This is a genomic window from Streptomyces sp. NPDC001493, from assembly GCF_053597235.1.
The window spans coordinates 1-21,410 of record NZ_JBSFHV010000005.1 but is presented as its reverse complement, the minus strand read 5'-3'; the positions used below and the strand labels follow the sequence as shown (position 1 = coordinate 21,410).

General features: G+C 70.6%; 21 protein-coding genes and 1 pseudogene. 10 read left to right on the top strand and 12 right to left on the bottom strand.

Annotated elements, in window-relative coordinates; genetic code table 11:
• Nucleotides 1–17: 17 nt before the first annotated feature.
• Nucleotides 18–389: a hypothetical protein gene (locus ACWCWD_RS09555; protein ID WP_266708726.1), complete on the bottom strand. Its 372-nt coding sequence runs from the start codon at nucleotides 387–389 to the stop codon at nucleotides 18–20.
• A gap of 376 nt (nucleotides 390–765) precedes the next feature.
• Here ACWCWD_RS09555 and ACWCWD_RS09550 point away from each other — a divergent pair, with 376 nt between their 5' ends.
• Together ACWCWD_RS09550 and ACWCWD_RS09545 are read left to right on the top strand one after the other, a co-directional pair.
• On the top strand, nucleotides 766–2,169 hold the full coding sequence (locus tag ACWCWD_RS09550) for a Tat pathway signal protein (RefSeq protein WP_450771508.1): 1,404 nt from the start codon (nucleotides 766–768) through the stop codon (nucleotides 2,167–2,169).
• A gap of 40 nt (nucleotides 2,170–2,209) precedes the next feature.
• Nucleotides 2,210–2,707, top strand: coding sequence for an SAM-dependent methyltransferase (locus ACWCWD_RS09545; RefSeq protein WP_450771507.1), 498 nt, complete (start codon nucleotides 2,210–2,212; stop codon nucleotides 2,705–2,707).
• 35 nt (nucleotides 2,708–2,742) lie between these two features.
• On the opposite strand, the gene ACWCWD_RS09540 is transcribed toward ACWCWD_RS09545, so the two are convergent.
• Together ACWCWD_RS09540 and ACWCWD_RS09535 are read right to left on the bottom strand one after the other, a co-directional pair.
• Entirely contained in the window at nucleotides 2,743–3,258 is a 516-nt protein-coding gene (locus ACWCWD_RS09540; protein WP_450771506.1) for a DinB family protein, read from the bottom strand.
• Between the two features lie 39 nt (nucleotides 3,259–3,297).
• Nucleotides 3,298–4,704 carry an MFS transporter gene (locus ACWCWD_RS09535; RefSeq protein WP_450771505.1) on the bottom strand — a complete coding sequence of 469 codons (1,407 nt, stop codon included), beginning with the start codon at nucleotides 4,702–4,704 and terminating at the stop codon, nucleotides 3,298–3,300.
• Between the two features lie 404 nt (nucleotides 4,705–5,108).
• On the opposite strand from ACWCWD_RS09535, the gene ACWCWD_RS09530 reads away from it, so the two are divergent.
• The gene (locus ACWCWD_RS09530) at nucleotides 5,109–6,833 is read left to right on the top strand and encodes an eCIS core domain-containing protein (RefSeq protein ID WP_450771503.1); all 1,725 of its coding nucleotides are present in this window, start codon (nucleotides 5,109–5,111) and stop codon (nucleotides 6,831–6,833) included.
• A gap of 59 nt (nucleotides 6,834–6,892) precedes the next feature.
• Here ACWCWD_RS09530 and ACWCWD_RS09525 read toward each other — a convergent pair whose 3' ends face one another.
• The 4 genes from ACWCWD_RS09525 to ACWCWD_RS09510 all read right to left on the bottom strand — a co-directional run bounded on the left by ACWCWD_RS09525 (nucleotide 6,893) and on the right by ACWCWD_RS09510 (nucleotide 10,294).
• Nucleotides 6,893–8,224 carry a VanZ family protein gene (locus tag ACWCWD_RS09525; protein ID WP_450771501.1) on the bottom strand — a complete coding sequence of 444 codons (1,332 nt, stop codon included), beginning with the start codon at nucleotides 8,222–8,224 and terminating at the stop codon, nucleotides 6,893–6,895.
• 613 nt (nucleotides 8,225–8,837) lie between these two features.
• On the bottom strand, nucleotides 8,838–9,047 hold the full coding sequence (locus ACWCWD_RS09520; protein WP_450771499.1) for a DUF397 domain-containing protein: 210 nt from the start codon (nucleotides 9,045–9,047) through the stop codon (nucleotides 8,838–8,840).
• A gap of 201 nt (nucleotides 9,048–9,248) precedes the next feature.
• Nucleotides 9,249–9,458 (bottom strand): DUF397 domain-containing protein, encoded by a 210-nt coding sequence (locus tag ACWCWD_RS09515; protein WP_450771498.1) that lies wholly within the window; start codon nucleotides 9,456–9,458, stop codon nucleotides 9,249–9,251.
• Nucleotides 9,455–10,294 carry a helix-turn-helix domain-containing protein gene (locus ACWCWD_RS09510; RefSeq protein ID WP_450771496.1) on the bottom strand — a complete coding sequence of 280 codons (840 nt, stop codon included), beginning with the start codon at nucleotides 10,292–10,294 and terminating at the stop codon, nucleotides 9,455–9,457. Before ACWCWD_RS09510 ends, ACWCWD_RS09515 begins: the two co-directional genes overlap by 4 nt.
• A 104-nt stretch (nucleotides 10,295–10,398) precedes the next feature.
• Here ACWCWD_RS09510 and ACWCWD_RS09505 point away from each other — a divergent pair, with 104 nt between their 5' ends.
• From ACWCWD_RS09505 to ACWCWD_RS09495, 3 genes are all read left to right on the top strand, one after another.
• Nucleotides 10,399–10,656, top strand: coding sequence for a hypothetical protein (locus tag ACWCWD_RS09505; RefSeq protein WP_450771494.1), 258 nt, complete (start codon nucleotides 10,399–10,401; stop codon nucleotides 10,654–10,656).
• 260 nt (nucleotides 10,657–10,916) lie between these two features.
• Nucleotides 10,917–12,062, top strand: coding sequence for a methyltransferase domain-containing protein (locus ACWCWD_RS09500; protein WP_450771493.1), 1,146 nt, complete (start codon nucleotides 10,917–10,919; stop codon nucleotides 12,060–12,062).
• On the top strand, nucleotides 12,059–12,469 hold the full coding sequence (locus ACWCWD_RS09495) for a hypothetical protein (protein WP_450771491.1): 411 nt from the start codon (nucleotides 12,059–12,061) through the stop codon (nucleotides 12,467–12,469). Before ACWCWD_RS09500 ends, ACWCWD_RS09495 begins: the two co-directional genes overlap by 4 nt.
• Before the next feature lie 42 nt (nucleotides 12,470–12,511).
• Here the strand turns inward: ACWCWD_RS09495 and ACWCWD_RS09490 are convergent, their stop codons facing one another.
• Nucleotides 12,512–13,111 carry a TetR family transcriptional regulator gene (locus ACWCWD_RS09490; RefSeq protein ID WP_450771490.1) on the bottom strand — a complete coding sequence of 200 codons (600 nt, stop codon included), beginning with the start codon at nucleotides 13,109–13,111 and terminating at the stop codon, nucleotides 12,512–12,514.
• A gap of 120 nt (nucleotides 13,112–13,231) precedes the next feature.
• On the opposite strand from ACWCWD_RS09490, the gene ACWCWD_RS09485 reads away from it, so the two are divergent.
• A complete protein-coding gene (locus ACWCWD_RS09485) occupies nucleotides 13,232–14,170 on the top strand; it encodes an aldo/keto reductase (RefSeq protein WP_450771488.1) in 939 nt (312 codons plus the stop codon).
• Between the two features lie 231 nt (nucleotides 14,171–14,401).
• Nucleotides 14,402–15,586, top strand: a complete 1,185-nt coding sequence (locus ACWCWD_RS09480) for a UDP-N-acetylglucosamine--N-acetylmuramyl-(pentapeptide) pyrophosphoryl-undecaprenol N-acetylglucosamine transferase (protein WP_450771910.1) — start codon at nucleotides 14,402–14,404, stop codon at nucleotides 15,584–15,586.
• Nucleotides 15,587–15,692: 106 nt separating this feature from the next.
• Here the strand turns inward: ACWCWD_RS09480 and ACWCWD_RS09475 are convergent, their stop codons facing one another.
• The 3 genes from ACWCWD_RS09475 to ACWCWD_RS09465 all read right to left on the bottom strand — a co-directional run bounded on the left by ACWCWD_RS09475 (nucleotide 15,693) and on the right by ACWCWD_RS09465 (nucleotide 18,956).
• Nucleotides 15,693–16,826 (bottom strand): MarR family transcriptional regulator, encoded by a 1,134-nt coding sequence (locus ACWCWD_RS09475; RefSeq protein ID WP_450771487.1) that lies wholly within the window; start codon nucleotides 16,824–16,826, stop codon nucleotides 15,693–15,695.
• Nucleotides 16,827–17,217: 391 nt separating this feature from the next.
• Entirely contained in the window at nucleotides 17,218–17,835 is a 618-nt protein-coding gene (locus ACWCWD_RS09470) for a response regulator (protein WP_450771485.1), read from the bottom strand.
• A 233-nt stretch (nucleotides 17,836–18,068) separates the two neighbouring features.
• Nucleotides 18,069–18,956 (bottom strand): helix-turn-helix domain-containing protein, encoded by an 888-nt coding sequence (locus ACWCWD_RS09465; protein ID WP_450771484.1) that lies wholly within the window; start codon nucleotides 18,954–18,956, stop codon nucleotides 18,069–18,071.
• A 178-nt stretch (nucleotides 18,957–19,134) separates the two neighbouring features.
• On the opposite strand from ACWCWD_RS09465, the gene ACWCWD_RS09460 reads away from it, so the two are divergent.
• Entirely contained in the window at nucleotides 19,135–20,055 is a 921-nt protein-coding gene (locus ACWCWD_RS09460; RefSeq protein ID WP_450771483.1) for an alpha/beta hydrolase family protein, read from the top strand.
• 75 nt (nucleotides 20,056–20,130) lie between these two features.
• On the opposite strand, the pseudogene ACWCWD_RS09455 reads toward ACWCWD_RS09460, so the two are convergent.
• Nucleotides 20,131–20,754 (bottom strand): annotated as a pseudogene (locus ACWCWD_RS09455) (RNA-guided endonuclease InsQ/TnpB family protein); the annotation flags it as partial.
• A 167-nt stretch (nucleotides 20,755–20,921) separates the two neighbouring features.
• On the opposite strand from ACWCWD_RS09455, the gene ACWCWD_RS09450 reads away from it, so the two are divergent.
• Nucleotides 20,922–21,410, top strand: a 489-nt coding sequence (locus ACWCWD_RS09450; RefSeq protein ID WP_450771908.1) for a transposase, incomplete at its 3' end; no start/stop codon positions are given.

Genomic DNA, 21,410 nt, shown 5'->3' with positions numbered 1-21,410 from the left:
GTCCGGGGCGGGACGGCTCACGCGCCGTCCCGCCCCGGCTCGCAGTAGAGGTCGCGGAAGGCGGCGGTGAGGGAGGCGACCGTGCGCCAGTACGCGTACGCGGCGAGGTCCGGGGTGCTCGGGTCGGGCCGCACCGCGAGGGAGAGGTGGCGGTAGGCGGCACGGAACAGCAGCCGGACGGCTCCCCGGTCCGGCTCGTCGTGTCCGTACTCGTCGGCGCTCATCAGCTTCCGCAGGTGGGCGACGAGTTCGTCGGTACCGGCGTTGACGACGGACCGCGGCGGCACGCCCGCCCGGTCCGCCCTCGCGTGCTCGATGGCGTCGGTGATCGCGTCCACGTCGATGCCGGGGTCCTTCGGTCGGACGTCCCGTGCGGTGCTGGTGTTCATGGGTCCTCCTGGCGGCCGGCAGGTCTTCCCGCCCGCCTGTCGCCGGTGGACGGGGCGTGTCAGGCGGTGTCCGGTACGGAAATCGAACCGCATCCGCCCTCGCGCGGGGGGCGTGACGCCCCGCCCGCCTGATCAAAGTGGTCAAAGATCGACAGGCCCCGCCCAGGACCGGTCCCGGATCACCCCCACACAGGTGACGTGCGGAAATCCGTCCCCTGACGGCCTAAGGCCGTGGCTACGTTGAGCCCGTCCGATCGCCGCCGGAGCTCTCGTCGTCTCCCGGCGGTGCTCGGCGTGCGCGGCAGCCCCGCGCACCGGCACCGGGCTTCCCACCCATCGGCCTCCGGGCACCGGGCATCGAGCACCAGGGGATGCGATGACACGTACGCGGAACGAGCAACTGGCCTGCCTCCTGGGCGAGGCCGGCTGGTCGCGCGCCCAGGCGGCGAGCGCCTTCAACCGGGCGGCGGCGGAGGGCCGGAGCCCGGACGGTTCTGGCGGTCCGGGCAGTCCGCTGATCGGGCGTTCGCACGTGTCCATGTGGGTCGGCGGCACCCGGCCGTCCGGTTCGGCCCCCGCCGTCCTGGCGCTCGCCCTGTCCCGGCGGCTGAAGCGGGTGGTCACCGTCGCCGAGCTGGGGTTCGCCGCCCCGGGTCCGGCGCCGCTCGGCCCGCCCGCCGACGCCCTGACCGTACTGGCGGACCTCGGGCGGGCCGACCTCCACCCGGACCGCCGGAACCTGCTGGCCGGGATCGTGTACTCCACGGCGGCCCTGGCGGTCCCTTCCGGCGACCGCCAGCCGTCGTCCGCCGGGCCCGCGCCGCAACCGGCCGAGCGGGTGTCCAACCACCTGCGGGTGACCCAGGGCGACGTGGCGACCGTCCGCGAACTCACCCACGCCTTCTCGGCGGTGGACCAGCGGCGCGGCGGCGGGCACGGCCGCACCGCCCTGGTGCAGTACCTGCACACCGACGTGACGGATCTGCTGCACGGCCGGTACGCGCACGAGCGGGTACGCCGGGAGATGGAGTCGGCGGCGTCCGAACTCGCCTACCTCTCCGGGTGGATGGCCTTCGACAGCGGCGAGAACCCGCTCGCCCAGCGCTACTTCACCCTCGCGCTCCAGCTCGCCGGGGACGCCCAGGATCATCCGCTGGGCGGCCACATCCTTCGCGCGATGGCCCACCAGGCTCTGGATCTGGGCCACTTCGACACCGCGCTCGCCCTCGCCGAGGCGTCCGTACAGGACCGCCGCTACACCGGAGCGACCCCGCGCGAACGGGCGCTGCTCGGCGTGGTGCACGCCCGGGCGCTCGCGGCGGCGGGCCGCACCCGCGGTGCGGTGAAGGCGCTCCTGCGCGCGGAGAACGACCTGGCCGCCGCCGACGCGGGGGTGCCCGAGCCGCACCGGACCTTCTTCTTCGGCGAGGCCTCCCTCGCCCACGAGTCCGCCCGCACACTGGGGTTGCTCGGCGACCGCAAGGGTGCGATCCGCGAGTTCGGCCGTTCGGTACGCACCCGGGGCGCGGCCTTCCGCCGCACCCACGCGGTGACCCTGGGGCACCTGGGGGCCGCCCAGATGGCGGACGGGCGGGTGGAGGAGGCCTGCGCCACGTGGGGCGGGCTGCTGGACTCGATGGAGGAGGGCATCCAGTCGGGCCGGGCGGAAGCGGCGGTCGTCCAGGTCCGGCGGCTGCTGTCGCCGTTGCGCCACCGTCGCATCCCGTCGGTGACGGCGGTGGCCGAACGCGCCAACAGGCATCTGTCGCAGCTACATTGACGGCCGGGGTCCTTTGACGGATCGGGCTGGGGGTACGGGCATGGCGGACGCACTGGGCATCGAGCCGATCGGGACCGTGGTCGGGGGGCGCCGCGAGGTGGCCGACGACCACTGGGGCGGCGTCGAGGCGGTGATCCGGCTGCGGCCGGACTTCCCGCCGGAGGTCGTGCGCGGGCTGGAGGAGTTCTCCCACCTGGTGGTCGTCTGGCACTTCGACCGGGCCGACCCCGGCGACGTGGCCCTGCACGCGAGGAGCCCCCGGAACAACCCGGCCTGGCCGCCCACCGGCACCTTCGCCCACCGCAACCACCGCAGGCCCAACCAACTCGCCACCAGTTTCCCCCGGTTGCTCGGGGTGGACGGCCTCGATCTGCGGGTGGCGGATCTCGACGCGGTGGACGGTACGCCGGTCTACGACCTCGCCCCCTGGTTCACCGCGATGGGCCCCCGGGGCCCGGTCCATGAACCGGCCTGGCCGGGCGAGATGCTCGCAGAATACTGGGCCGGGGGCGAGGACCCCGTTACGGACGGGGCCTGAGGCCCGCAGCCGCCAGTGGCGTGGGGCAGCAGCCCTCAGACGCCGGTCCGCCCGTCCACGAGCTCGCGCACGATGTCGAGGTGTCCGTTGTGCCGGGAGATCTCCTCGACGAGGTGGAGGAGGATCCAGCGGAGGTCCGCGTGGGTTCCGTTCCCGAGCGGGCGCTCGGCCTTCGCGTCCGGATCGGACGCGAGGAGCAGACCGCGGTAGCGCTCGCTCTGCTCCTCGTACGCGGCGAGCAGTTCGGGCAGGGGGACGTCGACCGCGGTCCGCATCTCGGGGTCGGGATCGTCGTCGGTCGCCAGGGCGAGGGGGCCGGCGAGTTCCTCTCCCAGGAACATCACCTGGATCCAGTAGTACTCGACCCACCGCAGATGGCTGATCAGCCCGCACAGGGTCATCAGCGGTGAGCCCGGAAGGGGTGCCTTGCGGGCGTCCTCCGCCGACACTCCCTCGCACTTGGCTCGCGCGGTGTCACGGGCGTACTCCAGGAAGGTGATCAACTGCGTGCGCTCGTCCCAGGCGGGAGGTGTATCGGTTCGTCGGGTCATCGTGGGAGTCTCGCGCGGGCCGGCGGGGCTGTCGAACGGTTATACGGCGTCCGGGGGCACCGGGCACCGCCCGGTTTGGCCCGCCCGGCCCGTGGTGAGGGCGCGGCGGCTGGACCGGGCCAGGGCCGCGGTCAGGGTCAGGGTGAGGAAGGGGACGGTGAAGCCCGTTCCGGCCCCGCCCGGCCCGTCGACGAGCCGGCCGACCGTACCGGCGGAGAGCGCGATGCCCGCCGCGCTCGCGGAGTTCGCCCAGGTGAAGGCCTGCGTGAGCACCGACCGGTCCACGGCCGACGCCATGAGCGTCGAGGTGACGACGACGCACGGTGCGATCCCCGCGCCGGGCAGCAGGAGGGCGAGGCCCAGTTGCCAGGGGGTGTCGGCGAGCGGCGGCAGCAGCGACGCGCAGGCCAGGAAGGACAGAAGCAGGGGGAGTTGGGTGGCGAGCGGAGTGCGTCGGGTGTACGTCCCGTAGGCCAGGCCCGCCAACAGGCTTGCCACGCCCATCAGTCCGTACAGCAGCCCGGCAGCGGGGGCGGCGTGGAGGTCGGCGGCGATGGCGCTCACCGAGACCTGCGTCGAGCCGAAGAAGACGCCAAGCGCGAGGTTGACCACCAGCAGGGCGACGAAACCCCGGCCCCACAGCACGCCCGGGCCTCCCAGCACGGGCGCATCCGTCGGCCTTCGCGGGCCCCACAGCCGTCGCGGACCCCTGCCTCCCGGACGTTCCCGCACCGGGCGCGCGGCGGGCTCCGGGGCCGTACGCCGCAGGGACGCGAAGACCAGTCCGGCGCCGACGACGAGAGCGCCGGCCAGCACCGTTCCGGCGGCCGGGTGCAGGCGGGTCGCGGCGAGCACGGCGAGGGCGGGGCCGAGGAGGTAGGCGGCCTCGTTGGCGAAGGCTTCGAGCGCGAAGGCCGGGGCCAGGGCCGCGTCAGCCGGTTCGGTTGCTCTGCCGCGCAGCAGGGCCGACCAGCGGGCCGAGGACAAGGCACCGACCTGGGGAATCGTCGCTCCGGCCGCGAGACCGGCCGCCATCGCCGCCGCCGTGGGCGCTCCCGTCAGGGCCGACGTGACGAGAACCGCGACCGCCGCCGCGTGGGCGGTCAGCAGGGGGACGAGGACGCGTGTCTGCCCGTACCGGTCCATGAGGCGGGCCACCTGCGGGCCGACCAGCGCCTCCGCCAGGGCGAACGAACCGGTGACCAGACCGGCCGCCCCGAAGGACCCGGTCTCCGCGTGGATCAGCCAGACCAGTCCGAGACCGGTCATGGCCACCCCGACCCGGGCGGGTGCGGCGGCGAGGAAGAAGGCCGCCGCACCGGGGGTGCGCAGGGCGGAACGGTAGGAGGCGGACGGTGCCGCCGGGGGTGGCCCGGCCGGGCCGGGCCTCCCCGCGCGGGAACGAAGAGCCGATGCGGTACGACGGAACCAGTGACGCGCGGTCACGGTGGGCCTTCCGCTGCACGGTGGGACGGCCGGGGAGCGGCGCCGCGTGCGCGGGCACGGTCCCCGTCGCCAGGAGTCGTCCAAGGTGACGCCGGTGAGCGGGAGTTCAGGACCGCTCCGGCGTCGGCTCCAGCGCCGGCAGAAGTGTTGGGGGGGGGACGAACAGGGGGTGAGAACGGTCGACTTCACGGGGAGGCCCACCGACCGGACACGATACGGGGCGGCGACCGACCGGACACGATACGGCGGTGGCCCACCGACCGCGTGGGGCTGGGCCTCGCGGGCATCGAGGTCTGCCCGCAAGCAGGGCCATGTGGCCCTTGTGACTTCTTGACCGGTTGTCGAAGGTGTCCCGGTGAGGACTGCCTCGGCCCGGGCGTCCGGCATGAGACCAGGGAGATCTTTTGACGCACGAACACGTGGCGACGGACACGTCCGCACAGCGGGAGTCGAAGGCCAAGCCGGTGTCCCGGGCGGTCGCGGCCAAGGGCTGGACGCCCGGGACGCCCTTGGTCGGAGCCGACATGACAGCCCTCCAGCGGTCGGCGGGCAACGCGGCGGTCGCCCGGCTGGTCGAGGAGCAGCGGCACGCGCACGGTCCCGACTGCGGGCACGGCGACACGACCGTGCAGCGGTCGGCCGTCCACGAGGTGCTGCGCAGCCCGGGGCAGCCGATGGGCGGTGAGCTCCGGCAGGAGATGGAGTCCCGGTTCGGCGGCGCGGACTTCTCCGACGTACGTCTGCACACCGGGTCCCGGGCGCGCCACTCGGCGGCAGAGGTCGGGGCGCGTGCCTTCACGTCGGGCAGCAGCATCGTCATCGGCGACGGCGGCGGCGACAAGCACACGCTCGCACACGAACTCGGACATGTCCTCCAGCAGCGGCAGGGGCCGGTGGGCGGTGAAGCCGACCCGAGGGGCCTGCGCATCTCCAAGCCCGACGATCCTCTGGAGGTGGCCGCCGAGCGGCAGGCCCACGAGGTGATGCGCGGACAGGCGCCGGTGCAGCGGAAGGCGGACGGCACCGCGCCCGTTCCGCCGCAGGCCGCGGCTTCCCCGGGAACCGGGCCGGCCGTGCAACGCGCTCCGCTCGACGTCACGCGCGCGGGAGAGGGGAACGCGGGCCGGGAGCCCGTGGACTCCGACAACGAGGACGACGTCCGCAGCTTCGTCTTCGACGCGCTCGGCAAGGGCGACCACGAGGCGGTCACGCTCGTCATGAGGCGCCTCGAAGCCCTCGATCCGCAGCCGGCCTATCTCGCCAAGCTCCGCGAGGTGGTGTCCCACTTCCCCGCTGAGGAACGCGTTCGCATCCCGGCCCTGGTCCATTTCATCTGGATCGGCCGCGGCATCAGCAGGGATGCGCTCAACAACGTCCTGGCCTGGGCGGCGAAGGCCCAGAACACCGACTGGCGCATCAACCTCTGGACGGACAAGCGCAGTACGTGGTCGTGGGCCGACTCGGGCCGGGTGAAGGTGGCCAAGTCGATCGAGTTCAAGTACATCGAGGACGCCATCGACGAACGGGTCGCCGCCACGTACGAGAGGGCCACCGCGGGGCCGGACATGGCCTATCCCCTGGCCTCGGACATCGCCCGGTACAGCATCCTCAAGAAGCACGGCGGCGTGTACGCCGACGTGGACCTGGGGTCCGGGACGATCGACCTCAAGCAGAACCGCCCGGAGCTTCGCGAGAAGGACATGCCTCTCCTCGGACCCCTCATCCGGGACAGGCAGAGCCTCGACGCCCCGCTGAAGGCCGCGGGGGCGCCGCCCGTCGAGGGGGTCGTGACCGCCGAGCAGGTCAGAACCGCGGCGGATTACCTCCTCGACACGGGCGGGTACGGCAACCACTTCATCGGCGCGCAGCGGAACTCCGCTGTCATGGAGAAGATGATCGCCAAGATCTCCGGTCCCATCGCGCAGTTGCCCGTCGATGACCTCCACGCGGGCGGACCCGCGTTGACCGGGCCCTTCGCCCTCCTCCAGGTCGTCGACCGGCACCTCAGCTCGGAGTTCGGGGTCGAGAGCCTCCAGAACGGGGAGCACCAGCTGTTCCAGCAGGCGGGGCAGCATTTCCACGATCACATGGAGTGGCTGACGGCGGAGAGCGAGAACCAGAACTACTGACCCGGCGGCCCGCGGGCAACCCGGCCGCGTCTGGAGCGACGTCCCGGTCTCCGTCCGGGTCACTCCGGGGCGGTCGGTTGCAGCTTCCCTGTGTGCGCGTCGACGTACAGGTCGGTTGATCCGTCCGTTGCCCCTCGAACCGTGGCCTGAACTATGTACTCAGGCCTCCAATGTCCGCTGCGCAGGGACGCTTTAAGAACGTTCGCATGGAACTCCAGGGACTCGGAATGGGTCATGGACTTCTTCGCGATGTCGATCGCCTCGCTGCGGCTGACGTCGACGGACGGCAGTTCGTCAAGGTGCGTGGGACCCCTCGATACGAGCAGTTGGCTGATGCGGCCGACTCTGTTGATCTGCACGTCGAGCATGGCCGGCATCAGGACGTCGTGGTCCATCACCCGCCACGAGGCCATCCAGCCGAACTCGCCGTCGGCGACCGGTACCACAGTCACGTGGGTTGCGGCGTCCGCCCACGGATAGTGCTCGTCCGCGTACCGCGTCGCCAGCTTCTTCGCCTCGGCAAGGTCCATGTGGGGATGCTCGCGGCCGTCGATGGATACCGATCGGCTGGTTGGCTTGTCGCTCCACTCGAACATCGCCGAGAGCTTGAGCGTCGAAGGCCAGGACAGTTCCGCGTCGACTCTCCGATCCGAGAAGTGGACACTCCCCCGGTTGAGCCCTTCCACCGGCGAGTACTGAAGCCGCCCGTCTCCCAGGTCCTTGAACTTGTCGCCGAACGCTTCGTCCAGGGCATCGCGCATGGCGTCGGCCTGCTGCCCCGAACCGCTCTGCACGCTGGTGGCGTCGACGGCGGTGAAGGTGATGTCCGACACCGCCACGGCCAGCACCGCGATACCGGCCAGAGACGCCACAACCGTGGGAGTGCGCTCCCTCAGAGTCGGCTTCAGCTTCAGGCCACGCGCACGTGCCACCCACCACGCCAGGCCCACGCCCGCCAGACCGCCCAGGATGTTCATCTCGGCATCCGAACTGTCGCACAGCCGCGAGAACGCGTTCACCGAAGCCTGAGCGACTTCGACCAGGCAAGGACCCAGAACGACACCCGTGAGGGTCAGCAGTCGACGTCGCGACGCGAGCAGTCCCAGGAACCCCAGAGGAGCGGTCATCAACCCGTTCAACAGGCCCTGCGTCGTTCGGAACGGTTCCCCGATCTCGTGATTGAGCGTGCACTCGTGGCTGGCTCCCCCGCCCCCGGAGAGGAAGAGAGTAACCCCCAGAACAATCGCCAGGCAGAAGACGAAAGCCGAAGGAATGAGCGCAGGGTTCTGCCGCCTATTGCGCCACCAATAGACAATCAACGCGAGCGCAAACGAAATAGATGCGAGCAGAATGACGAACTCGCTCTTGCCCTGAAATATAGCCTGAAACACTCTTTCACTCTCACTAGAGAGGGGTCCGACCCCCTCGCGGGAGACGAACCCCCTTCGTCATCCCGGTACAGCAATCAGCAGGTTACGGAAGGCGTCTGGAACAGGCCTTGCCCGCTCACACTCAAGCCATTTCGTGATCGTGCGAGACAAGAAGCATGAGGGGCCGGCGGGCGTTTCGATGGGGGCCCTGTGGGCAGCGTGAGCGATCCAGTCCCCAGCGCGGCAGCAGTCGCCCAGAAGCGAACCCTGCGCGTGGCGCCCCCTCCAAATCGCTGGACCGTCGATCGCACCCGTCCTCCATACCGCCGGGCGAACCGGCGAACGCTGCTCCTGACCGCGGGCGACTGGGCGACGAGGCCCCGATGCAAGTAGGTGGCCGCCTGCCCCTCGGCAGATTGGGCGAATGTCACACCGAGGGGACCTCGTCCACTCGGAGGTCGGGTCCAGCGGCGTCCGGTGCCTACGATCGCAAGGCGCTCTCGGGGCCCGCCCTTGCCGTCGCCCTCAGCGGGCGGACCTCACACCCGAAGCCCGCTCGTACAACGGGAAGCCCGACCATGGTGCGCACGATGTGGCTTCCCTTTTTCTCATGCAGAAGGGCTGGCGCCGAGGGTCAGACGGCGCCGAACTCCCCGGCCTTCACGCCCGCCACGAACGAGGTGAAGGAGTCGGCGGTGAAGCCCAGGACCGGGCCGCCGGGAACCTTGGAGTCACGGACCGGGACAAGGTTGCGCACCACGGCGAGGTTGGCAGCGACCTCGACGCAGTTGCCACCGTTGTTGCTGTACGAGGACTTGAACCAACGAGGGGACTCAGTCATCACGGGATGCCCTTTCACCAGCGCTCGATCACGACCACGCATGCCACACGGGGCGAGAGTCACCTCGCGTGGCGATCGTAGGCGGCCAACTTCACCCCCACCGAGGCGAAAACACGCCTACTGCCCTCCGGCCACGAAGAAGCCCCACCGTGCGTCTCACGGTGGGGCTTCCTTCTGCCTGGTTCGGTTGACCGACGCCGAGGGTCAGACGGCGCCGAACTCTCCGGCCTTCACGCCCGCCACGAACGAGGTGAAGGAGTCGGCGGTGAAGCCCAGGACCGGGCCACTGGGAACCTTGGAGTCACGGACAGGTACGACGTTCTGCGCCACGGCAAGGTTGGAAGCGACCTCGACACACTGGCCACCGTTGTCGCTGTACGAAGACTTGAACCAACGGGGGGATTCGGTCGTCATGGGGTGCCCTTTCGTACCTTTTCAATCATGGCCACCGAGGCCGCCTGAGACAGCGCTTCGGCCTGTAGTTGATGGTAGGCCACCAACTGAGGCAGCACGGCAGTCGTTTCACGCTCCAGATGGCCACGCATCTGGGACTCCGCGTAGGCCATCATGGACAGGTCCGTCAGCGTGAGCAGGCTCATGGGGAGGTTGAACGGACGGCGCTCGCCCATGTCGTAGGGGGCGACGTGGAGCACCGTGTTCGGCAGTTCAGCGAACTCGACGAGGCGCGCCAGCTGCGCGTCCATCACCTTGGCCCCTCCGACCTGCCTGCGGATGCAGCTCTCGTCCATCACCACCATCATCATGGGCGGCCGGGGCCGCTCCAGGACCGCTTGGCGCTCCGCCAGAAGGGCCACACGTTCGTCCGCCTGCTCGGGCGTAATGACGCCCCTCCGCACCGCGCTGTACGCCAACACCTGTGCGTACTCCGGCGTCTGCAACAGGCCAGGGATGATCCCCACCTCGAACAACCGGATCTCCACCGCCCGCCCCTCGTAGGCGACGAACTCGGGGAACCCCTCCAGCAGCGACCCGTGCCGGATTTCGCGCCACTCGTTCTCGAACGACTCCGCCGAGCCTGCGACGCCGAATGCGGCATCGATCTCACGCGAAAAGCGGAGAGTTGGCGGTTTCCGAGCAGTTTCAACCGCTGAGACATGCTGACTGGAATAGGTCAGATGGGACGCCAGTTCCTCCTGGCTCCACCCGCGCCTCTCCCGCATCCGTCTGATGCGCGCACCGTATGCCGCGCGCGGGCTTGCTTCCGGGTTCAGCTCCAAGCGGTTGACCATGCCGGGGCCTCCTCTTCCTTCCATTCTCGCTAGTTGAAGGGAAGTTGACTCTAGGACACCCTGAAGACCCCCCGTAGTGCATTCGCTACAGAGAGGAGCGAAAGGTGTCCGGAGAGAACGTCAGTCCGAATGCCGTGGGTCCCCCACCCCCCGTCCTCGGTGCGGTCATGGTCGACACGAGCCGTCAGGACCGTGTCGGCGAGTTCCGAGGCCGCTCCGGCCCCTACTGGGCCATACGCCCTCTCGCCGGCGGGCTCGAATGGGAGGCCGCACCCGAGTGCGTACGCCCTGCGACTCCCATAGAGCGGCTGCGGGCCGAGAACGCCCGGTGCAACGCGCGGAGTCGGGGCGAAGCGCTCTGACGTAACCCGGAACACGGGACACGGAGTTTGCGGGGAACGGAGTTCACGGGGAACGGAGTTCGCGACGCACGGCACGCGGCGCGGGCGCCGGGGTACCGGGCGAATTCCACCCGAAGGCGGGGCGCGTGGCGCGATTCGGAGGCGTACGCGCCCCGCCAACACCCAAGCTCTCGACGTCCGTCACGGATTCAGCAGACCCACCGGACCCACCGGACCCACCATCCCAACCAGACCCACCAGACCGACCGAAAGGCCGACCCATGGACTGGCAGATCAAAGCCGAGCGACTCGCCACCGACATCGTGGACCCCGTATCCCGCTGGCTCCCGCCGGTGGCGCTCGTACCCCGGCACCAGTTGGTGCCCCGTTGGTGGGAGCCCGACGGTACGGGGGCGTGGGCCCTGCGCGACGGGGCGGGCGACCCGTCGGCGTGGGCCGAAGCGGCTTACGCGGACCGGTCGTTGGTGACTCGGGTGGGCGGATTACACGCCGACCACGCAACGGCCGAGGACCAGCCCGAAGGGCTGCCCACGTCGTCGGCGACGCTGCCGAGCCTCACGGTCCGGATGCTCCGGCACGCGCGGCTCGGGGACGGGCTTCCGCTGCTGGACCTGGGTACGGGGGCGGGCGGGCTCACCGCGTACGCGTCCTTCCGCATCGGGGACAAGCACGTGACGAGCCTGGACGTGGACCCCTACCTCTCGTCCGTCGCGGGCGAACGGCTCGCGGAGCTCGGGTACTACCCGACGATGCTCACGGCCGACGCGACCGAGCACGTGCCGGGGACGTACGAGCGGATCGTGTCCACGGTCGGGCTGCCGCCCGGACCCGGGCTCCGCGCGGTGCTCGCCTCGCTCGTGCCCGGCGGGCGGCTCGCCATGACGCTGGCGCGTACCACCCTGATCATCACCGGGTGGAAGCGCGCCAACGGGGACGTGGTGGGCCAAGTCGAGCGGGACATGGCCGGGTTCATGCCGGCCCGGTCCGGCGACGACTACCCGGACGCCTGCACCGGCCTGTTCGCCCTCGCGCACGTGGCGGAGGGGAACGACGTCGGTACGGGCCGCTATCCGGTGGTGGACCTGGAGAACGCGTGGGAGCTGCGGTCCATGCTGGAGGTCGTCGCGCCCGGGGTGGAGCTCGGTTTCGGTACCCGGGGGAAGACGCGTACCGCCTATCTGGTGCATCCGGACGGCTCGTGGGCCCGCGCGTCCGCCGAGTGGACCGACCCTCCCGCCGTGCACCAGAGCGGCCCGCGACGCCTCTGGGACGTACTGGAACGCCTCCGGAACCGGCTCAACACCGATGGCTCCCTGCCGTTGCTCGGGGCGCGGGTCCGCATCACCCCGGACGGGGTCGTCCACCTGTCCCGGGGCGAGTGGCACACCTCGGTCGGCGACCGATGAGCGCGGGACGGCAGGGCCCGGAGAAGACCGGCAACCTCTTGAACCGCTGCCCCGCCACCGCCCTGATGCCACCCCCGGCGCAGGTCGTGGCAGCGGCCACCGCCTCCGGGGGAGCCGGAGATCGCGCCCGGCCGCTCCGCTGCGAGCTGGCGGAGCACCACCGCGCCGAGCACGCCGAGTTGCTGTGGGAGGACGACCGGCTCGGCGGGGCGCTCTGGGTGCGGTGGACCGACACCCGGATGTACCGGGTGATGCTGTTCTGGTGCACCGCGACGGACGAACTCGGCGACGCCTGCGGGCTCTTCGACAACCACCCGGCGGCCCACTCATGGCGGATCATCGAGACCGGCGAGGACGGGCCCCCCGAACTGCCGCCCCAGCGCGGGGATTCAGCTCCGGGCGGGTAACCCCTCGGGGTGGTGCGAGTCCGGCCCGTACGTCAGGAACGGTCAGGCCGAAGCGGCCGGGAACAGGCGTTGCACGGCCGCGACGATGGCCGCCCGGCGCTCGGCGAGGAAGGCCGCCCGCTCGTCCGGGTCGACGGGCGTCAGATCCGGCTGGCCGACCCACGACATGGCGAGCTGGTTGACGAACATCAGGATGTCGGCGGGGTCCCATGCCGGGTCGAGATGGCCCGCTTCCTGCGCCTCGCGCACCTGCCCGGTCTTGTGAGCCACGGTCGCCCGGAGGGGGTCGTCCGGAGCGGCCGGGGTCCCGCCGGCCAGTTCGAGACGGCCCCAGTTCATGAGGCGCAGGCGCTCGGGGTGGGCCGCGAAGTAGTCGTGGACGCGTCCCGCGTAGCCGGGGAGGTCGGTGGGGTCCAGGCGGGTGGCTCCGGCGACCGCCGAGAGCTCGGCGGCGGCGACGGTCGCGTAGAGCTCTTCCTTGCTGCGGAAGTGGGCGTAGAGGCGTTCCTTGCTGGTCCGCGCCCCTTTCGCGATGCGATCGATCCGCGCCCCGGCGATTCCGTACCGGGAGAACTCCGCCGTCGCCGCGGTGATGATGCGGTCGCGGGTGGAGTCGGTGCCGGTGCCGGTGGGAGGAGCCATGGGCCCAATCTACCTGGCCACGCCTCCACCGAACCGTTCGGTTTGGCGTACCCCCGGAGGAGGCGTACGGTAAAACCGAACAGTTTGGTTTGGGTAGTGACGAGAACTGAGGAGCAGCTCGTGGAGACGAGGAAGCTGGGCAGCCAGGGCCTGACCGCCGCCGCGATCGGTTACGGCGCGATGGGTACCGCGATCGGCTACGGCCCTTCCGACGACACCGAGTCGATCGCCGCGATCCGCCGCGCGCACGAGCTCGGCGTCACCCACTTCGACACCGCCGAGATGTACGGCTGGGGCGAGGGCGAGAAGCTGCTCGGCCACGCGCTCGCGCCGATCCGCGACGAGGTGACGATCGCGACCAAGTTCGGCCTCACCGAATCGTTCGGCCAGGACTCGCGGCCCGAGCACATCCGCGAGGTGGTCGACAACAGCCTGCGCAATCTCGCCGTCGACTCGATCGACCTGCTCTACCAGCACATGCCCGACCCCCGCGTCCCGGTCGAAGAGGTCGTCGGCGTGATGAAGGAGCTGGTCGACGCCGGGAAGGTCGCGTACCTCGGGCTCTCCAACGCCGACGGGGACACCGTCCGCAGGGCCCACGCGGTGCACCCGGTCTCGGTCGTGCAGAACGAGTACTCGGTCTTCGCGCCCGGGTCGAAGGCGCTCTTCCCCGTACTGGAGGAGCTCGGCATCGGGTTCGTCGCCTACTCGCCGCTCGCACGCGGGTTCCTCAGCGGCAACGCCAAACCGCGCGAGCAGTACGACGCGAACGACTTCCGCCAGCGGCTGGCCTGGTGGGCACCGGAGAACTTCGGGGCGAACACGGCCCTCGCCGACGAGCTGTCCGCGTTCGCGGCGGGCAAGGGCGCCACCCTCGCGCAGCTGGCGTTGGCGTGGCTGCTCGCGGAGAGGGAGTACATCGTCCCGATCCCCGGCTCCCGCAACCCGGCCCGCGTCGCGCAGAACATCGCCGCGGCCGAACTGATGCTGACAGCCGAGGACCTCGCCCACATCGCCGCCCTCGCGCCCGAAGGCGCCATTGGCGGGCACCTGGGCTGACACCGCCCCTCTTCTCCGGTCGGCACCCCGGTCGGCACCCCGGCCGGGAGTCCCGGAAGCCCTGGGGGAAACGGCGGTACGCCACCTCCACGAGGACGCGGAAGGCCGCCCGTCCCTCGGGGCCGACGGGAGTCGGATCCGGCCGGCCGACCCACGACAGGGCGAGCTGGTCCGCGAACGATGAAGTGCCTTCCGCCCGCCCTGCGGTGGTGGGGCGGCGAAGTCAGTACGCTGCTGCGGGTGAACCGTGCACGTGGACCCGCCGACGCCTTCCGCCTGATCGTCACCGGAGGAGGCACCGGGGGGCACACCTACCCTGCGCTCACCGCCATCCGCGCCCTTCAAGAGCGGCTGTCGGCCGAGGGCGGGACCCTCGACGTGCTGTGGATCGGCACGGCTGACGGCCTGGAGGCGCGTGTCGCACCGGCCGAGGGGATCGCGTTCGCCACCGTCGCCACGGGAAAAATCCGCAGGTCCAGCAACCCGCTCAAGATGATGTCCGCGGCGAACGTGAAGGACATGGCCCGGGTTCCGCTCGGCGTGGCGCAGGCGAGGAAGCTGGTGGCCGACTTCCGGCCCGACGTCGTGCTTGCCACCGGTGGGTACGTGGCCGTCCCCGCCGGTCTGGCAGCCCGTCTCTGCCGCCGCCCACTGGTGCTGCACGAGCAGACCGTGCGCCTGGGGCTGGCGAACCGGAAGCTGGCGGGCTCGGCGACGCGGATCGCGGTGTCCTCGGAGTCGACGTTGCCGCTGTTGCCGGAGGCGGTACGCGGCCATGCGGTGGTCACCGGGAATCCGGTACGCCCGCAGATTCTGACCGGGCACGCGGACAAAGCAGTTGAGGCTCTGGAGCTGCGCGGCTTCGACCGGCGGCTGCCGACGGTGTACGTCACCGGCGGCGCCCAGGGTGCCCAGCAGATCAACGGCACCGTCCGTGCCGCGCTGGAGTGGCTGCTGGAACGCGCGAACGTGATCCACCAGTGCGGCCCGGACAACGTCGAGGACCTGCGGGTGCATGCGGCCGGGCTGCCCGCGCAGTTGCTCGACCGGTACTACCTCACCGGATTCGTCGGCCCGGAGCTGCCCGACGTCCTGGCGCTCGCGGATGTCGTGGTCTCCCGCAGTGGGGCAGGCACACTCGCCGAGGTGACCGCGCTGGGCAAGCCCGCGGTGTTCATCCCACTCGCCACGTCAGCGGGGAACGAGCAGGCGCACAACGCCCTCCACCTGGAAGATGCCGGGGCTGCCGTCGCCCTGCTCGGGGACGTCACCGCCGACCGGCTCAAGGACGCGGTGGGCCCACTGCTCACCGACCCCGCGCGGCGGGAGGCGATGGCTCAGCGGGCTCGGGAGCACGGAAGGCCGGACGCGGCGGACAGGCTCGTGGACGTGATCCTGTCCGCCGCGTCCGGCTGATCCGCGCTTCCGGGACTCCCGGTCGGCACCTCGGCGGGGAGTCCCACCTCTACGCGTGGGCGCGTTCCTGCTGGAGCGTCGGCCGGGTACGGGCGGCCCGCCGGGATCACGGCGTCCGCATCAGGTTGCGGAGGCTGGCGACGATGGCGGGGACGTCGCGTTCGACCTGGGCCGGGACCGTAGCCGGGTCGGCGGGTTCCGGGGCCCGGTGGGCGGCGCGGCAGGGGGCGCAGAGGCCGTCCGGGAGTGCTTCGACCCTGGCGGGGCGCCCGCAGTCGGTGCACTCCACCAGGAGACGGCGTACCGGGGAGACGGGGGCGCCCGGTGCCGGGACCGGCGGCGGGGTGGGGGTCGCGGACAGTCGGGGCGGCATCTTGTCGGTGAGGCGGCTACGCACGAACCCGGCGGGCGATCCGACCCGCTCGGGAAGCCCGGCGGTGAGCGCCGTCGTCAGGTACTCGGCGCTCGCACCCCGCGCGAACCAGGCAGCGACGAGCGGCTCCAGGACCTCGCAGTCCGCCGCCGAGAGCGGCAGACGAGGCTCACGGAGAGCGATTTCCGCCAGGGCGACATAGGCGGGCGAGGGACCCTCGGCGACCGGAGAAGCACCAAGAGCCGGGTGGGTGGCAGGCGTCGCGACAACCGGCGCACCCTGCGGCCCCGGGGGCACCGGCAGATCCGGGCCGGGGTCGGCCGTGGTGACTGCTTCAGACGTCCGGGCCGGGGCCGGAGGCCGGCCGGGGGCCGGATCGGCGGTGCGCTGCCGGGGGGCGACCGGGTCGGGTCGCGACGTGGGCCACGGCTCGGCGGAGGGCGCGCAGGGCTGCTCGGGCGCGGCGGCTTCACCTTCGAGATGGGCGGTCCACCACTCGTTGTCGCGGGCGGTACGCGACCAGAAGGTGAAGGTCACCCACCGGCACGGGCCGCCCCCTTCTGCCCGCCTGCGTACGCGCCGCAGATGCCCGGCCACACCGAGGGCGCGCAGAGCGGTACCGATCGCCATCTGCCCGTACAGGGGCAGGTCCTTGGCCAGCGACTTGATGTCCATCGCGGCACCGTCGGGCAGGTGGTCGACGTAGGCGGCGACATACCGCTCACGCTCCGGCAGGAACGCGAAGTCACGCGGCCCGGCGGCGACTTGGCCGGAAACGGACTGCTTGCCGTAGCCGACGTTGGCCCTGCGGTACGGGCGCGAGGCTGCGGGCGCGGGCGGGGCGGGGCTAAGGTGCTGGGTAGCCACGAGATCGTCTTTCTAGGTTGTCGATCTTTGGTGAGACCCCGGCCTGGTGGTAGGACACCGCGTCGGGGTCGATTCGTTGTGGGCACCGTAAGCGCGCGTAACTCTCTGCCGCAACTCGCTCACCATTAGTCATACTTGCTGGCCGTGACGGGGGGTGGGAGGGGGGGAGGTTTTCCTCAAACCCCCCTACCTACCTCCCGGATGAACAACACCGCTCGAATCCCGGACCTCGCATCCCGACCCCCGAATCCCGAAGCTCAAGCGTCGGCCCGCGCACCCATTCTGTTCCCTCGAACGAGTGATGAGCCCATGGCGAAGCTCGAATCCGGAATCCCGAGACCCAAGACCCGATCTCCGAGCTCCGGGACCGGCGCCGCGCGGAACCGGCGGCCTACAGCCAGCCCTTGTCCGCCGCGATCCGTACCGCGTCGGCCCTGTTGCGGGCGGCGGTCTTCTGGATCGCGGTCGAGAGGTAGTTGCGGACCGTACCGTGCGAGAGGTGGAGGGCCGCGGCGATCTCGGCGTTGGTGGAGCCGTCCGCTGCGGCGCGCAGCACGTCCCGTTCGCGTTCGGTCAGCGGGTCGGCGCCCTCCGCGAGCGCGGCGGCGGCGAGCGCGGGGTCGATGACGCGCTCTCCGGCGATCACCTTCCGTACCGCCTCGGCGAGTTGGGCGGCGGGCGCGTCCTTCACCAGAAACGCGTCGGCACCCGCCTCCATCGCGCGGCGGAGATAGCCGGGGCGGCCGAAGGTCGTGACGACGACGATCTTCACGGCCGGGAGTGCCCGGCGCAACGCGCCGGCGGCCTCGATACCGGTCATGCCCGGCATCTCGATGTCCAGGAGGGCCACGTCGACCGCGTGGGCACGGGCGGCGTCGAGAACCTCGTCGCCGCGCGCCACCTGGGCCACCACCTCGATGTCGGGTTCCAGGCCGAGCAGCGCGGCGAGGGCCTCACGCACCATGGACTGGTCCTCGGCGAGGAGGAGCCTGATCACGCTCTCGCTCATTCCGGCGATCCTAGACCGTGCCCGGCATGAAGGCTCCCGGCGGGCGGACGGCGCTACTTTCACAACACGGTTTAGGCGTAATGACCACGAGCGTTGTTGACAGTGATCTCGATCCAATCGGGGCGCGCAGGGTTGGCGCGTCGGCGTGTCGAAGTCGACGGGGTGTCTGACTGCTCTCGAAGGGCGTCGTTCCCGCGAGGGGGCGTCTCGCCGAAGGGTTTGGCCGGCTGCCGCTACTCGCCCCTGCTCGGGGGAGGGCTCGGCCGACCCGGGGCGAGGCCGGGTTCGGCAGCACGGCCGGCCAGGATGTGCAGGGCCTCTTCGGAGTCGCTGCCGGGCTCGGCACCGTAGGTGAAGAGGATCAGATCGTCACCGGGGAGGTCGAGCGTTTCGTAGGAGAGGTGGAGAAGGCCTGCATCGGGATGACGGATGGCCTTGGCGCCTTGATGGAACTGGAGGATGCCGTGGCTGGCCCAGCGGGTGCGGAACGCCTGGCTGCGGGTGGTCAGGTCCGCGATGAGATCGGTGAGGGCCCTGTCGTACGGGTCGCGGCCGGCCTGGGCGTGCAGGAGGGCGACGAGGTTGTCTGCCGCGCTCTCCCAGTCGCCCCAGAACTGGCGGGAGCCGGGGGCGAGGAAAGTGAACCGGGCGTGGTTGGGGGTGGCACCCCCGGCCGACTCGATCATGGGGGCGTAGAGGATGCGGCCCACGGCGTTGGCGGCCAGCACGTCACCGCAGCCGTTCACGACGAAGGCCGGGCCAGTCATGGAGTCCAGAAGATGCTGAACATTCGGCCGTACCGTGGCAGCGGGAGCCGGACCGCGTCGGCGCCGGTGTCCCGTACCGGCAGCACGGGCGAGGCTTTCCAGATGGGTGCGGTCGTGCTTGCTCAGCCGCAGCGCCCGGGCAAGGGCGTCCAGGACCTGGTCCGACACCCCGGACAGGTTGCCGCGCTCCAGCCGGGCGTAGTACTCGACGCTGATCCCGGCGAGCCGGGCGACCTCGGCACGCCGTAGCCCCGGTACCCGGCGGGTGCCGGGGGCGGGCAGTCCCGCCTCCTGGGGGCTGATTCCGGCGCGGCGGGAGGTCAGAAACGCCCGGGTCTCGGCTGCAAGGTCCACGGACGCCAGGTTAGGGGAATTCGCCTGGTGGACGGGGTGCGGAAGAGGCACGGAGGGGTGTAATGCCAGTACACCCTTGACCAGTGGCTTCCCTTCAGTCCGGAAGCTAGGTTCCTTTTTGAGGGAGGGTCATATCGGGCGATTTCGCCATGAGGTAGAAAGTGAAGGTGGAAGTGTCATGGCCGACACCTCGGAGATGATCAATGGCCTGGTCGGCGGGATGTTCACCCACCCGGTCCGGACACCGCTGCTGCACACCCCCGACGAGTACGGGATGGCCCATGAGGAGGTCACCTTCCCGTCCCTGGACGGCACCCCGCTGGAAGCGTGGTGGATCCCCGCCCCCGGCTCGGACAAGCTGATCGTCGCCAACCATCCGCTGCCCATGTGCCGCTACGGCTTCCCCTCGCACTTGGATCCGTGGAAGTCGATGGTCCCCGGCGGCAACGACTTCGAGGTCAACTTCCTGCCGGAGTACAAGCACCTGCACGACGCCGGCTACAACATCCTGACCTACGACGCCCGTAACCACGGTCACAGCGGTGCCGCCAACGGGGGGCTCTTCACCTGGGGCCTGTTCGAGTCCCGTGACGTCGCCGGCTCACTCAAGTTCGTCAAGTCCCGGCCCGATACCGCTGGCATGACGCTCGGTCTGCTCAGCCGCTGCATGGGCGGCAACTCCACCTATGTCGCGATGGCCCGCCACCCCGAACTCTTCGAGGACGTCCGCTGCCTGGTCAACCCGCAGCCGGTCTCCCTGCGTGTGATGGCCGGACAGGCCCTCGGCGCGATGGGCCTCGCGGACCGGATCGACGACTTCGACCGAGCGTTCCAGCTGGTCACCAGCTTCACCATCGACCAGGTGTCGCCCATCGAGTACGCGAAGAGCTGCCAGGTGCCCACCTTCATCACCCAGGTCCGCGATGACGTACTCACCCGGCCCGAGGACGTACAGGCGATCTTCGACGCGATCCCCGTAGCCGACAAGAAGCTGTTCTGGATCGAGGGCAGCACCGCCCGCTGGTCCGGCTACACCTACTTCCCCGAACACCCGGAGCAGCTGCTCGACTGGTTCGACACGCACATGAAGTCAACTTGACCCGGCCCTCAAGGACCGGGCTTGGAGGTAGGGCCCAGCTGGCTGCTGGGTGGCCTCCTCCGTTCAGACACCCCGTTAGGGGGTGGCAGGGACGCGTGACTCACGCCCCGCAGTCCACACGGTCTCGCCCTTGCGGCCGATGTTGTGGGACGCGTTGTCGTCCGCGTGCATGAGGGCCCCGCAGGACCGGCACGCGAACGTCGCTTGATCGACGCGGTTCTTCCGGTCGATGTGACCGCACTCGGAACATTGCCGGCTGGTGTACGCCGGCTCGATGTACACCAGCGGCACCCCCGCCCGCTTGGCCTTGTACTCGATGTACCGGCCGAGCTGGTGGAAGCTCCACGAGTGCAGAGAGGTCCGCTGGTCCTTGCAGTGCCGTACCCGGTCGCGGATGCCCGTGAGGTCTTCCAGGGCAATACCCGCGCCGGTGCGTTCAGCGGTGGTGACGATGGTCTTGGAGATGATGTGGTTGACGTTGGCGGCGTGCCGGGCTTCCTCGCGGGAGCGCTTCTTGAGCAGGCGCTTCGCGGACTTGGTGCCCTTGGCCTGCAACTTCTTCCGCAGCTCCACGTGCCGCTTGCGGTGCCTGTTCAGGCCGCGGCCGGCGGCCCGGTAGCCGGTCGAGGTGGTGGCGATGTCGACGATGCCGAGATCCACGCCGACGAACCCGGCGGGCTCGTACACCTGCGGTTCGGGGCAGGCGGTACTTCCGACACGCGGCCTAAACTTGGTCTTTTTCTTTCGGGCTCGAACGAGGTCTCGTACTGGGTCGCTCACCTGAGGGTTCGCCGGACATGGAGGCGGCCTTCGTCTGATCCTGTGCTCCGACCAAGGTGCACGTGACCACGACGAAGGCCGTGAGGGTGAGTCTGCTGCCTGATGATGTCCGGCGGGAAGCGTTCGCGGAAGCGTCACGCTTCCGGGGAGAGTTCTACGCGTGTCTGACCGCTCGGCGTGACGAGTTGTTCGAGCTGGCGGACGCGGTGCTGTGTGCCGAGGGTGCGGTGAAGTCGCCGGTGGACCTGACGCTGCTACCCGAGCATCGCCGTGGGCACGGAGCGATGTACGGCGGCTTGAACCACGGCCGGATCAACGCCGACCGGTTACGGGCGGCGCTGGCCGGGCTGGCGCTGCCGCGTTTTGAGGGCGGGCGCCTGGTCCTGGCGGTCGATGTGTCGCCGTGGCTCCGCTCGGACGCGCCGTGCTCGGCCGAGCGCCTGTTCTGCCACGTCCACGGCCGCGCGAAGTCGGCCTCGCAGGTCATTCCGGGCTGGCCCTACTCGTTCGTGGCCGTGCTGGAGCCGGGCGCCACGTCCTGGACCGCGATCCTGGACGTGGTCCGGCTGGGACCT

Excerpts from the sequence above, each read along its gene's own strand:
- ACWCWD_RS09545 (WP_450771507.1), top strand. The coding sequence starts at position 2,210 with ATGGCGGACGCACTGGGCATCGAGCCGATCGGGACCGTGGTCGGGGGG.
- ACWCWD_RS09540 (WP_450771506.1), bottom strand. The coding sequence starts at position 3,258 with ATGACCCGACGAACCGATACACCTCCCGCCTGGGACGAGCGCACGCAG.
- ACWCWD_RS09495 (WP_450771491.1), top strand. The coding sequence starts at position 12,059 with ATGAGCGCGGGACGGCAGGGCCCGGAGAAGACCGGCAACCTCTTGAAC.
- ACWCWD_RS09555 (WP_266708726.1), bottom strand. The coding sequence starts at position 389 with ATGAACACCAGCACCGCACGGGACGTCCGACCGAAGGACCCCGGCATC.
- ACWCWD_RS09510 (WP_450771496.1), bottom strand. The coding sequence starts at position 10,294 with ATGGTCAACCGCTTGGAGCTGAACCCGGAAGCAAGCCCGCGCGCGGCA.
- ACWCWD_RS09550 (WP_450771508.1), top strand. The coding sequence starts at position 766 with ATGACACGTACGCGGAACGAGCAACTGGCCTGCCTCCTGGGCGAGGCC.
- ACWCWD_RS09515 (WP_450771498.1), bottom strand. The coding sequence starts at position 9,458 with ATGACGACCGAATCCCCCCGTTGGTTCAAGTCTTCGTACAGCGACAAC.
- ACWCWD_RS09470 (WP_450771485.1), bottom strand. The coding sequence starts at position 17,835 with ATGAGCGAGAGCGTGATCAGGCTCCTCCTCGCCGAGGACCAGTCCATG.
- ACWCWD_RS09490 (WP_450771490.1), bottom strand. The coding sequence starts at position 13,111 with ATGGCTCCTCCCACCGGCACCGGCACCGACTCCACCCGCGACCGCATC.
- ACWCWD_RS09500 (WP_450771493.1), top strand. The coding sequence starts at position 10,917 with ATGGACTGGCAGATCAAAGCCGAGCGACTCGCCACCGACATCGTGGAC.
- ACWCWD_RS09460 (WP_450771483.1), top strand. The coding sequence starts at position 19,135 with ATGGCCGACACCTCGGAGATGATCAATGGCCTGGTCGGCGGGATGTTC.